13 protein-coding genes are annotated in these 13,026 nt (G+C 27.1%); 3 read left to right on the top strand and 10 right to left on the bottom strand.

Going from position 1 to position 13,026, the window contains the following annotated elements:
- Nucleotides 1–66 precede the first annotated feature (66 nt).
- From PZA12_RS04030 to PZA12_RS04020, 3 genes are all read left to right on the top strand, one after another.
- Nucleotides 67–513, top strand: coding sequence for a hypothetical protein (locus PZA12_RS04030; RefSeq protein ID WP_103698247.1), 447 nt, complete (start codon nt 67–69; stop codon nt 511–513).
- Nucleotides 514–736: 223 nt separating this feature from the next.
- Complete coding sequence (locus PZA12_RS04025; protein ID WP_103698248.1) at nt 737–1,207, top strand: hypothetical protein; 471 nt, start codon at nt 737–739, stop codon at nt 1,205–1,207.
- Nucleotides 1,191–1,721, top strand: coding sequence for a hypothetical protein (locus PZA12_RS04020; RefSeq protein ID WP_103698249.1), 531 nt, complete (start codon nt 1,191–1,193; stop codon nt 1,719–1,721). Before PZA12_RS04025 ends, PZA12_RS04020 begins: the two co-directional genes overlap by 17 nt.
- Before the next feature lie 325 nt (nt 1,722–2,046).
- On the opposite strand, the gene PZA12_RS04015 is transcribed toward PZA12_RS04020, so the two are convergent.
- The 10 genes from PZA12_RS04015 to PZA12_RS03970 all read right to left on the bottom strand — a co-directional run bounded on the left by PZA12_RS04015 (nt 2,047) and on the right by PZA12_RS03970 (nt 12,965).
- Entirely contained in the window at nt 2,047–2,754 is a 708-nt protein-coding gene (locus PZA12_RS04015; RefSeq protein WP_181005991.1) for a lecithin retinol acyltransferase family protein, read from the bottom strand.
- Nucleotides 2,755–3,128: 374 nt separating this feature from the next.
- On the bottom strand, nt 3,129–3,326 hold the full coding sequence (locus PZA12_RS04010; protein ID WP_242984833.1) for a DUF960 family protein: 198 nt from the start codon (nt 3,324–3,326) through the stop codon (nt 3,129–3,131).
- A 186-nt stretch (nt 3,327–3,512) separates the two neighbouring features.
- Nucleotides 3,513–4,121 (bottom strand): hypothetical protein, encoded by a 609-nt coding sequence (locus PZA12_RS04005; protein ID WP_103698251.1) that lies wholly within the window; start codon nt 4,119–4,121, stop codon nt 3,513–3,515.
- Between the two features lie 41 nt (nt 4,122–4,162).
- Nucleotides 4,163–4,624, bottom strand: coding sequence for a JAB domain-containing protein (locus PZA12_RS04000; RefSeq protein WP_242984834.1), 462 nt, complete (start codon nt 4,622–4,624; stop codon nt 4,163–4,165).
- A gap of 135 nt (nt 4,625–4,759) precedes the next feature.
- The gene (locus PZA12_RS03995) at nt 4,760–5,080 is read right to left on the bottom strand and encodes a hypothetical protein (protein WP_103698253.1); all 321 of its coding nucleotides are present in this window, start codon (nt 5,078–5,080) and stop codon (nt 4,760–4,762) included.
- Nucleotides 5,081–5,085: 5 nt separating this feature from the next.
- Nucleotides 5,086–5,436 (bottom strand): hypothetical protein, encoded by a 351-nt coding sequence (locus tag PZA12_RS03990; RefSeq protein ID WP_103698254.1) that lies wholly within the window; start codon nt 5,434–5,436, stop codon nt 5,086–5,088.
- Between the two features lie 150 nt (nt 5,437–5,586).
- Complete coding sequence (locus PZA12_RS03985; protein WP_103698255.1) at nt 5,587–7,458, bottom strand: DEAD/DEAH box helicase; 1,872 nt, start codon at nt 7,456–7,458, stop codon at nt 5,587–5,589.
- The gene (locus PZA12_RS03980; protein WP_103698256.1) at nt 7,455–8,669 is read right to left on the bottom strand and encodes a hypothetical protein; all 1,215 of its coding nucleotides are present in this window, start codon (nt 8,667–8,669) and stop codon (nt 7,455–7,457) included. Before PZA12_RS03980 ends, PZA12_RS03985 begins: the two co-directional genes overlap by 4 nt.
- A gap of 2 nt (nt 8,670–8,671) precedes the next feature.
- Nucleotides 8,672–11,428, bottom strand: coding sequence for a DNA-directed RNA polymerase subunit alpha C-terminal domain-containing protein (locus tag PZA12_RS03975; RefSeq protein ID WP_103698257.1), 2,757 nt, complete (start codon nt 11,426–11,428; stop codon nt 8,672–8,674).
- An 802-nt stretch (nt 11,429–12,230) separates the two neighbouring features.
- Nucleotides 12,231–12,965, bottom strand: a complete 735-nt coding sequence (locus PZA12_RS03970) for an Ltp family lipoprotein (RefSeq protein ID WP_077829009.1) — start codon at nt 12,963–12,965, stop codon at nt 12,231–12,233.
- Between the last annotated feature and the right edge of the window lie 61 nt (nt 12,966–13,026).

Below are 13,026 nucleotides of genomic sequence, written 5' to 3'. Positions count from 1 at the left end.
TCCATGTGAATTTTGTACCATGTTATGCTACAATAAATAAAATATATATTTGTAAGGCGGTATGAAATGATAAGCTATGAGAAAAAGTATGAAATATTTGATATGTGGTGTAAAAATACCTCAAAAAGAGAAATATCAAGATTACTGGGTGTTCATAGAGATACAATAACTAAGTGCATTAAAGAATTTGAGGATAACTTTCAACAGTTTAAAGAATCGAATCCCAATGAAAATTATAACATTTATGATTCAAAAGACTTTATCATAAACCGCTCGAAATATGATACTCGAAATAGGCAGAAATTTAAATTAACTGAAGATTTGATAGAACTTATTAAAATAAAATATAGTAAAAATAATTATAGAAGTTTAGAGGAAGCCTTTACTAACATAAGAGATGATAACTGGTATGAGATTACACAAGGTAAGGATGGTAAATTTATAGCAGTAAGTGCAACCCCAGTTGGATTTTCAACTTTTTGTGAAGCTGTTAGAATTGCATTAAAAAAATGACAGAGTAGTTATTCTAATTAATTTAAGTACGTTATAAATTTATTTTCAGGACTATAAGGACAATTCCCTTATAGTCATTTTATTGTATTGAATTATTTTTAGGTCACCTTGAAAATCCACTTATTTCTCACTTTTCTATCCCCTGCATCAATTCTATTTTTAATTATTTTTTGGTCTCCCAAAATTAACATTATATTAAATAATTTTTTAGGAGGATGCAAAAATGCAAAATACTACAAATCAAATAACTAAAGTTAAAAGGATTTTTCTAAATAATCTCCAAATATTAAATGAGGAAAAGATTAAGAAACTTATATCAGAATTTAATGACTGTAAGGATCTAATCAAAAATCTAAGAAAAGAAGATACTTCTTCTATGAGTAAATCGGAATTTTATCACTATCAGAAAAAATTAGACTTACAAGTAAAGAAAAGATTAATATTACTTAGTAAACTATCAAGTTTTGGCTACCATGCAGATAAAAGAGGTCGCCCCAAGAAGAATGATAGTGAAAAATATAAGTTCAAACATACTAGAATGAGCTGTTATTTCACCAAAAATAATATTCAAGCTTTAAAGACTTTAAAAGAAGAAGGTATCATTGAAAATATATCAGCCTTCCTTAATGAACTGCTAGATACTTATTTTTCTTTAGTCACTAAGGATGGTGGTTACAATGAAAAAGAAAACTAATGCTGAAATAGGTATGGAAAAAACAAGAAATGCCATTGCTGTTCACAATAGACTTGCTAATGCTATTTTAGAGGAGAAGAAAAAAATGGAACGTGAGGGAATGGAAGTTCCCCTTTTTTCCATTTCTGTTAAAGGGGATACTAGACATCCATGGACACCTGAGAAGTACTTTAATAAGAATTTCAAGTCTTATATTCAACAAATTAAAAAGACATATGGCCTTTCTGTTGCTGAAATGGGTATTATTAGTATTCTATCCTATCATATAACATATGAGAACAACCTTATCACAAATGAAGACGGTACTCCAATGATAAAAAAAGATCTAGAAACAGTTCTTGGAATTAGACAAAATGCAGTAGATAAATATATGGCTTCCTTAGTTAAAAAAGGAGTATTTGCTTCTGTTAAGGTTAAAAGAAGTGTGAATTATTATCTTGACCCAAGAATTGCTTACCAAGGAAATAGAATTGATTCAACTCTTCTTTCTATGTTCCACATCAGAGCCAGCTAGTAAAAATGATTTAATTTTAAATACATCCCAAAAATCTAGATATATCTATATGAAATATACCCCAATTTTTGGGGTATATCTTTTTCTCAGATTCATTGATTTTCAAGGAAAATCAGCATTTTGGCTATCCAGTTCTTTTTATAAATATTAAGAAATCAAATGAATTTTTAATACTAATTAGACTATATTATTACTAATTTCAATTACTTTTTGATGCATTTATCATATCTTTTATTAAATTGAATAAAAAAAATAAGCAGCCATCATTATTTAACAGCTGCTATTTAGAATTCAGTACACTTAATAATTCTTAATTAATATTCTATCAAATATAACTCTTTTTTGTATCTTCCAATAACTCATTTATCTGATGTGATTCATGTATACCTGTTTTACACCAAATTGCAAAATGTTCACAGTTATTAAATATCAAATTATATCCTTTGCTCCCCATTTTACTCCTTGCTCTTTCTACAGTTTTTTCTTGGCTATATAATCTATATGAGATTTCCTTCATAACGTCAGTATGGTTAGATGGCATATGCAAGAAAATTTCAGATCTCTCTATCTTTCGAGGTTTTCCATATACTTTAGGAAAATTTAGTACAAAATAATCTTTATCACCTCTAAGAAAACCTCTTAAATTAGTTTCATGAATTACTTGATCTCCAAAATCACTATTTTTCGATGCAAAATGTATTATACAACTATCATTAACATATACACCATAATGATCATACCCAAGATCTCTATGCACACCTATTATATCTCCATATTCAGCTTCAGTTTTATATTCCTCGTCATGTTCATAATTTTCTTTACTATAAACCATAGGAACTTCTGATTGAAATACTCTTTTCACTCTTTCTTCACTACTTTTATATTTATAATCCCCAGTTCCAAAAGTAGCATCTATTCGTTCACCAAAATCTACAAACTTATCCAAACCCTCATTAATTTTTCTATCTGTCTTTTGAACTTCTCTATCCACAGCATCAATTACACCTGAAATGATATCAGCAAATATACTCAACTCTATCCCTCCTATATATTTATAATTATAGCCAATTATTTTACTTTTTTTCATATAATTCCAACATTCGTTGTTTTTTTGCGTATTAACTTCCGTTTTTTCTTACATCAATTAAAAGAAGCAGCCATCATTATATTAACAGCTGCCATTCTTACAATGTCTATCCTAATATTCTTCATTTTTATGTTCCTTTTTCTATCTTCCTAGTAAAATAACAATCATGTATCGTTTTTCTATTAATATAATATATATTTCAAAAACAGTTATTTTCTTATTATACAGCATTAAGCTATTATGCTTTGTCTTTAACTAAGTACTATATTTCTGCTTTCCTAAAAATACCGACTCTGTTCTAGACTTTATCAGTATAAGTATTAGTAATATTCTTCTGCTAAAATCATTGTAGAATATTCTCCATCATCAATTACATATATTTTTGCATCATTTTCTAATATAATCTCTTGACCATCTATTTCATATATAGCTTTATATTCTGGTATTTCCTGCTCATGGGTAATTTCTATTCTGCTCTTATTAATTTGTGATATATTAAATATCTGTAGATAGTCCACCTCCATTTGTTTCTTTAATTCATCAATTAAAGAAACAAATTATAATCTGTAATCTAATATCTACGTTTTCATTTACTCCTTTTGTAACATAACGATTTTCTTTATTAAACATAAAATTTCATTCCTCTCTTTTATTGTTTTTTACATAATAAAAAGGCTACCTCTCCTTTTAGAAAAGTAACCTTATTAACAATCTATTACTGCATATATATACTCTTGATTATCGTCATCCTCAAACATTGGTTGTGCATCCATATCAAGAAGTTCTTCAACCTCAACGCCTTCTACCAATTCATTAATGGCATCGCTTTTACTTGTTCCATCCCTCCACATTTCAATAAGCATTTCTTTTGTAAATAACTTATCAATATAAAATTCATCTTCTAACATATATTCTAATTTTTCTTTGGCAAAATCTCTTAAGTCAGCACCTTTCTTATATATAATAGTGTTATCATTTACTAAAGCACATCCATATTCATTTACTTCATCAAGTACTTTAATTAGTTTGCTTACCATTATATCTAATCTAGTATGATTTTTTATCCACAATAACATTTTAATTACATTATTATCCACATAATTATCACCTATATCTGTTGCTAAGTTCAATGCCATATCAAAATTCTGCAATAATTCTTGCTTGAATTCTTCATCATCAATTCTAGATATAAGTACCTCAACCTTTTTAATATTCTTTTCTTCTATATTTCCATATTTATTGATTATATTATTTATTTCATTGGTAATAAACATTTGTATTATTTCTGAAAAATTACTATTAGCTATAATCATTTTTATGTCACTCCATTTCTTATTTAAACTCATTATGTTTTTTAAATTATACCTTTTTCCTTTAGACTACAATATGAATCATTTCCTATGATTATATGGTCTATCAATTCAATACCAAGCATCCTTCCACTCTCTCTTATTCTTTCTGTTATACTTATGTCCTCTCTTGATGGCGCTGGATCACCTGATGGATGATTATGAAATAATATTATTGAAGCTGAATTTCCTAGAGTTGCAGGTTTGAACACTTCTCTTGGATGAACTATGGAACTATTTAGGCTACCTACTGAAACTACATTTATTGCAGTTGGCTGATTCTTTGTATCAAGGCAACATACTAAAAGTTGCTCCCTATCTGCATCATCTAGAAACTTTTTCCCTAGTTCTACGCCATCCTTAGGTGAGCCTATTTTTCTTATATCATATAAAACACTTGCTGCTCTCACCATTTTTATTGAAACAATCCTTATTCTTTTCGATGGAGTTTTATCTTTCACATTCATTACCAACCACATCTTCATATTCTTTAAAAGTTATTTTGCCTTTATTAATAATTAATAAGTATTTCAAATATTTCATCATGCTATTCCTCCTAAAAATAATAAAAACTTAATCACCTTCATATGGCAATTAAGCTTTTACTTTTTATTTAATTTCTCTCTAAGCAAATTTACAAATTCCTCTGAAAGCACTTTTCCTTCAATAGCTTTTCCAATCAACTCCAATAATTGCTTCTCCGTTAAATCCAAACTTCTTGGAATAAATTGGCGCTCCATCTTAAAAGTATTCTTATATAAGGCAAAACGAATTTCCTCTCTCTCCTTTTGCTTTACTCTAATTTTCTCAATACTGCTATAATATTCATCATCAATAATAGACACAGCTTTGTATATTTCACAATATTTAGTTTCTTTCACTATTTTCCTTTCTTCAATTATTTCTTTACTCTGCTTTGCCATATTAACTACAACACCTTTCTTAATAATAATTCATGTAACTCTTTGTTTGAATAAACCATTATTGCATAATCTGAGGATAATAGAAAAAGTGATGAATAGTATTTAGTACCATCATCACTCTTGATTTCATCAGTATATTCGGCAAGTAATCCATTCAACTTATCAACTTTTAATTCTTTTACGTCAGTCTCTGATTCTAATAATAAAACAAATCCCCCAAGATCAGCCTCCACCTCTCTACCAGTTCCATATTCCTCATCAATAGTAATAATTGCTTCTTTCATGCTTTCTACCACTTGCTCAGATATTTGTGATTTTATCACTTGTAACTGTTCTAATTTCCATAGTTTTTTCATTTATAATTCCTCCTTAAAATAGAAAAAGGAATGCTCAAAGTATATTGCTTTAGTATTCCTTTTATTTATTACATAGTTATAATATATATTTAATTTTATATTTTGATTCACTTTAGGAATTCTATATGTTTTGCTAATTGATTAGCCTTTTTAAAACAATTCAGAAAATATCATTTCAAGATCTTCATCATCTGTTGGCATAATTTCAACAACATCTTTATCAATAGCATTAAGCATTATTTTTTCTTTTTCTTTAAGTCTCAAGTATATTTCTTCATCCATCGAAAATTCACCATCAATATTTCTAAATGTTGTTTTTAAATAATAATACTGCGTATATTGATTTGGCAATAAACCTAATCGATGAATTCTATCTTTTGACTGTAACAAATGTACAAGATTATAACTATATTCAAAATATACTGCATCATGACAAACTGAATGTAAAGAAACAGATTCGGCAAGAGTATGAGGATTAGTTATCAAAACTTTTGTAAATCCATTCTTGAAATCTTCAAGGATTTGTTGTCTATCTTCAAGATCAACTTCTCCATCTACTATTTTAGTAGATATATTATTTTTATTTAATATTTTTGATATAGAGTGCATAGAATTTTTAAAAATGCACCAGATAATTACAGTTTTATCTTCTGCTATTAATTTCTTTACAAGATTTATACATGCAGATATTTTTTCAGAACATGGCATATTTTCAATTAAATTTCTAACTTCATTGGAATAATCTACAAAATCAATATCTTCAATATCTTCGCAATTGTCATTAAGCAAATATTTAAAATCTTTCAAATCAAGTTTACTCAATAATAATGAACTATCACTTTCAAGTTGCAAAATTCTTATCATTAGTGCAAGCTTATTGGAACGATAATGCATACATAAAATATTAAACAGCTTATTTTCTATTTCTGAAGCCTCAATCAAAATCATTTTATCTTCATTAACTGGCGGTACGGATAATTGCTCCTTCGTAGTGCGACAAAAAAAGGGCGCTATTGTTTTATTTATTTTATCAATATCCTCATTGCGAGGATTACGCAACATCCTTGTATCAAAGTTAAAAAAGTTTTTATATTCATGCGGATAAAGTATATTCAACAAATTATATATATCAAGATACGTATTAGGAATTGGTGTTCCAGTCATGGCAATACAATAACTAGCATTCTTTGCTATCTGAAGTGAACTTTTGGCCCATTTCCCATCATGGCGCTTAACCTTATGTACCTCATCATATACAAGTAAAGTCTCTTCATTAACAATAATTTTTACTTCATTTAAATAGCTTTGAACCGCCTCATAATTAAATAGAAATAAATTATATTTATCACTTTTATAGTTCAAACTTTCTTTACACTGTTTAACATTTTTGAATTTTTTATCATGAATATGAAACACTTTAAGTTTTTCTTTTTCTCCAAAACAAATTTTAAATTCATCAATCCAAGATCCAAAAGCGTTTTTAGGACATATAACTACTATTCTCTTAACATTTTGGCATTCTTTTAAAAATGCATATACACCAAGAACTGATGATGTTTTACCAGAACCAGGAACTGAAAAATTTGCTGATTTTTTCATCATACACATATAAAAAGAATCCCACATTTGTTTTTCTCTTAGTGTTCTCACCATATTATCATTAACAATTTTGCTATATTGTTTAAATTTATCAAAGTATTTAACATTTTGATGTTTTATTTCAATACCTGCACGAGAGCGTTCTTCGATGTGTAATTCAAGATTTTTTATATTTGATAATATCTCATTAGCAATTTCAATTTTTGCCTCTAATTTTCCACAATTTAATTGTAATATACTTATTATCTGTTTTTGTTCTATATAAACTAAATCTTCTTTAAAGTATATGTTATCTTCATCGTAACTCCTTGCATAACGCTTTAATTTCATCTTATACCATGAAGAAAATAATATACTTTCAATTTCTGATTTTGCAGTAAGAATTAAACCCGCCCCTTCTGTATTTAATTTCCAAACCTTCATATTTTCAAATCATCCTTAATTATATTTAAAGCATCCTCAAGCAATTTTATTTGACGTTCAAAACGTTGTAATTCACTATCATTCATTTTTTTCAGAAGATTAGTATCAATGCTTTCTAAATTATCTGTAGCATTTTCAGCAAGTCTAATTAATTCTAATTTTGCATTACTTTTTTTTGTTTTTAAATCAGCTTTTTTCAAAGATCTATCTAATTCTTCAGCTATATCTTTAGATTTCTTTCTTATATCAATTATAGTTGACATAGATGATATTTTTTGATGAGGTAATGCGTCTGCAACCTTTTCTACTAATACAGCTTGTTCTGCAATAAATTCATCACAATATTGTGATGAAACAATTCTACTCATCTGCCTAACTTTATTTCTTTTATCTTCTTCTGTTCCTACTGCAATAGTAGCAAATACAATATATTTTAATTGTTCCCTATCATCATCATTCATGCATTTTTTCAACATTTTTTGAAGTTCCTCAATAGCAGCATATACTTCCAACTGTCTTGCTAAATGAAATTGTTCTTTTGCATTAATAAACTCAAGAAATTCCTCCACTAAATTTGCTATTTCAATTTTACAATTAATACTTTTAGTAGTTTCGTTAACACTATGTGCGTATTCTTCAGCTGATAAAAGCTTATTTTTTATTACATCGTAATATATTCCTGTTATTTTATCAATCGAACTATAATCTTCTTTGCTTTCCTCTCCAAATTGCAATTGAAGCTCAAGCATTTTAATTTCTTTAGCATTATGTCGAATACTTCTATCTAAAATAGTAGCATTAAAATATGAAAAATCCGGATTTTCCTTTGCAAGCCTCCGCAAACAAGTAAAACGCCTATTTCCATCAATAATTCTACCATCTGACAAAACAACCCCAGGGTTTTCCTGACTACGCAATTTAATATTATTTTGAGTTCTTGTAATTGCCTTTTCATTAGTTTCAACAATAAATTCTTCTATAATATCGTTAAACTCTCCTCGTTCCAACTTATCTGTTGGCATAAATCCATTTTCTTCTCTATATTGACTCATCCGTGCTGCTATACGATCATTTTGATCATTATAATATAATAAATCTAATGGAATTCGATATACAGCCATAACTTCTGTTTTTCCACTCAAATGTACCCTTTTAGTCTCTGATATTTTTTCAATTCTACTATTAACCGATTCATCACTTAATAAATTCATTTTTATATTTCCTCCAAATAAATTTCATAATCTATATATACCTTCTCTATTATTTTATTATAATAAAGGCTTGTACTTTTAATTAGTTCTATTAATTTATCACGCTTTATATAACAGCCATACTTATCCATTAATAGATTGATAATATCCTCCAATTCCATACTACTACTTTCTATAACTAAATCTTCTATAAACTTTGAAAATGTTATCTCTTTATTTCCAAGAATAAATACTTTTGTTAATCCAAATTTACCATAACTAAATCTTTTTTTATCTTCAGTAATTAATGAAGCATAAAACCAATTATCAAACCCTAAATCAAAAAGTTTATTATCAAATCCGTCATTCAAAATTGATTTAATCGAAAAATATTCATTAGTAGGTACAAAATTATATACAGCATCTATAAACTCAACTATATCTTTCTTTTCAATATTGGCTGTTTTAAGCCTATTAAATGATATATAACTTCCAGGAGCATACTCTATAATGTCATAGTTTTCTCTTTTTCTATAAAGTTCAGCATTGAAAGTTCCATTATATATAATCGAAGTTTCTAAATTATCAAGTTTAAATATATCAACAGATAGCAACCTTCTAAAATATTCCACTGCACTTTTATATCTAGTACTAATTACATAATCTTTGTATATATTAAATCCAAGTTGCTTTATTGTATAAGCATTTATATCATTATTATTTGAATGTACATTTTTAAAAATTGCTTTAAGTTTATTTATAGTATAATAATCTTCATTTAAAATTAATTTAAGTTTTTTATACGCTTCGTCTTCAAGTGGTTTAACTCTTATTTCATACAATCCATCATGCAAATATTTATCAATAGGTTCTAAATAATTTGCTTTAACAGATGGTACTTTAACTCCATACTCCTCTTCATATTTTTCAGCAAAATCATCTATTGATATTTTTCTATCTGATGCACATTGTAATAATAAATCATATACCTGTTTACTTGTATCAGCCTTACCAAATACTATATGTGGCATCCTTGAAAATGAAACATCGATATTACCTATATCTACAACCTTTTTTAGCAAATTATGCAGTTCATATTCATCTCTTATATCATAGTCTTTCATAACATCTAAATGTTCTTTAAAAAATTTTAAAGTTGAAATTTCTACATCTTTATATTGATAAAAATCTATAGCTTTTAGTAGCTCATTAAAATCATATTTTTCAAATTCATAATATCTAAAAGATGAATGATTATTCCATAAAATATTTTTCCATTTTGCAAATTTATTTTCATAAGTTCCTGCTACAATTTGTAATTTATCTTCCAACTTCAATCCATTGATTTCTAAAAAAATGTTATACAATTCAACAAAATCTGTAAATTTAGTTTTGTCTCTACAATATGTCTTCGCAACAAAATTTGCAATTTCTGTACGTTCTTTTAATATATAATTTCCATCTATATTTAATTCATTTCTATGTACAATTTTTTCTCCTGCACGATGAAATTCAAAAGGATATGATTCATCATTTTCAAGTTTTTCTATTTGCTTATATTTTGATTTTTCTCTTTTATACTTAGTTTCTAAATAAATATAACATAATTCATTTTGATTAAAACCATAACAAAATAGTTCTTTATCAAATTTATAATCAAGAAATACCTGCTTATAACGATCTTCATAAATATGGTCAATTCCTTGAAAAACTTTGTTTTGAATTTGCCGAACTCTTTCGCGACTTATTTCTAATATTTTACCTATTTCTTCAAAGGTATCCCCTTTACTCCTGGATTCTAAAACATACCTATCTCTTCCTTCAGGCATATTTTCAATATATTCTTTAATACTAGGATAAAAAAACTCTATACCATTTTCTGTAGATATTAATTCATTTTCTTCTAAAAGCTTACTGATTATCTTATTGATATTTTTTTCATCAAAAACTTCACCATATATCGAATTTAATATTTTTCGTGAGCAACCATATTCAAAAGATTTTACCTTTTCCATTATTGAACGTATAAGAATGTTGTTAAACAACTTGAAATTATCATCAAAAACCATTTTATTTAACATATCATTCATATTTCCTTTATTATCTAATTCTAATGTTTTAGAAATAATCAACTGAAATTCCTTTGCTAATGAATTTTGTTCATTAAATCTAACATCAAAAATAGCATTAGCTTTTTTCATACATAAATTTAATATTGTTTTGTCTTGATTACTCATCTTTTCATGGATCTTTGAGTATATGTCACCTTTTTCAAATTCATCCTCATCAACTATTTTAAATTCAATATTATTTACTTCAGAAATTATATCTTGTGCAGTTTTTTTTCCCATATTTTTTATTTTGCATAACTCTTCAGTATCCATTCCAATAATTTGAGATATATAATTAAAACCAGCCTTTTTTAAGCAATTGTAACCACGTACAAATGGTTTTAATCTTTCTATTGATATATCAAAACAAAGAATACCTTGGGAATTGTAAAATATTTCATTTTGCAATTTTTCTGTCTTCTTAGACTTTTCTAGTAAATTTGCTTCGTATGAATCTCCAGGAATAATCCTTCCTTCATTCAATTTCTGTTTAACTTTCTCTATTTCATTTATTGTTACTTTGCCTATGTTAGGTAAAGTAACAATAGTTGTTGGATCAAGTTCATAAAGTTCCTTTACTGTATGAATTCCTATTCTTTGTAATGTATTAAAAGTACGATTTGACATTGAAAGTATATTAATTGGTTTATTGTCTATATAACATTCCATATATTAACCCTCATTGTGTGTTTATTATCACCCTCAATTGTATATTATTTATAATTATACCATTTATTTTTATTTAATACATTATATATTTTACTAATCATGACCCCATTAAAAATCAGGTGATATTCAGAAACACAAAAAATAAACTCGCAAAAATCCAAACTTTGGATTCTTGTGAGTTTCATATCTCATAACTTAAATATTGATACAATCTAGTAGATAAGATTAACGCTAAATTGTTTGAATATTGCTAAAAATTAAATGATTTTTGCTAAAAAGTGTCCCTTTATGAGCAACTTTATTTATATATGCTGCACTATCAAATTTTAGTGTAATGTTGAATATGGATACACTTTTTACAACAATCATTTAAAGTTTATATTATATCAATAATATAAATTATCTTTTATTGATGATATGATCGACGTAACGAGTATAACATAGATTTTTTATTGTTTAATTTCAGTAAAGCTTTTTTATCTTGTGGTGCAACAATTTCAAGTAGCTTATTCTAATTACTTAGAGTATCCTTTAACTTTGCATATGCTAAATCTCTTAAAATGTTTGCTTACAATAATGATACTCTCTTATAGGATCATAGATATAAACCCTTTCTCTAAATTCATACAAACTAAAATAAACCCACGAAAATCCAATATTTAGATTTTCGTGGGTTTCATGGTGGAGGCGAACCGTACACAATATCGCTCACAACAAATATATCAAGCCATAGGCATAATATTCATTAATATATAAAAAATGTGGCAAACAGTTATATTAAAAATTGCCACGTCTTTTATTTTTAATTTTCTAAATTATTTATAGCATATTGTGCTTCTTCTTCAGTAAATTTTTCTCCTGCATCTGACACCAATTGGTGATTTATAGAACTCTTAGACATATTCATTTCACTTTGATATATTTTAGCTTTTGCTAATGCATTCTTTTTCCAATCTGCTTTTACATTGTCTATAGCATATTGTGCCTCTTCTTCAGTAAATTTTTCCCCAGCATCTGATGTTAATTGATGATATAAGCCTTTTTTAGAAAAATTCATTGTATTAGCGTAATTATCCGCTTTTTTTAATGCATTCTTTTTCCAATCTGCTTTTACATTGTCTATAGCATATTGTGCAGCTTCTTCAGTAAATTTTTCCCCAGCATCTGATGTTAATTGGTGATACAAGGCTTTTTTAGAAAAATTCATTGTGTTAGCGTAACTATCTGCTTTTTTTAATGCTGCTTGATATTCCTTAGGTATATTCTCATCTGTAGTATCTTTCCCATTTTCTTGTTTAAGTCCATCTTTGTTTGCATTAGTAGTTGATGTGTTAGTAGTTTTTTGAGATTCATCTGTTGTATTCTTATCTTTGTTTCCTCCTGATGCCAAAGCACCTATTATAACTACCAGAACAATTAATATAAACCACCATCTTTTAAAAATAGGCTTTTTATTTTTTGCTCCGCAACTTGGACATATCTTTGCATTTTTTGCTATTTCCTTGCCACATGTTTTACAGTTTATAATTTTCGCCATCATTATTCCCCCCTAAATATTTTTATATATTAATTGTATATAACATGGAGATTTTGTCAAA

The sequence above is a fragment of the Clostridium beijerinckii genome (assembly GCF_036699995.1).
GTDB classification, from domain to species: Bacteria; Bacillota; Clostridia; order Clostridiales; family Clostridiaceae; genus Clostridium; species Clostridium helianthi.
This window is presented reverse-complemented; position numbering and strand designations above follow the sequence as displayed.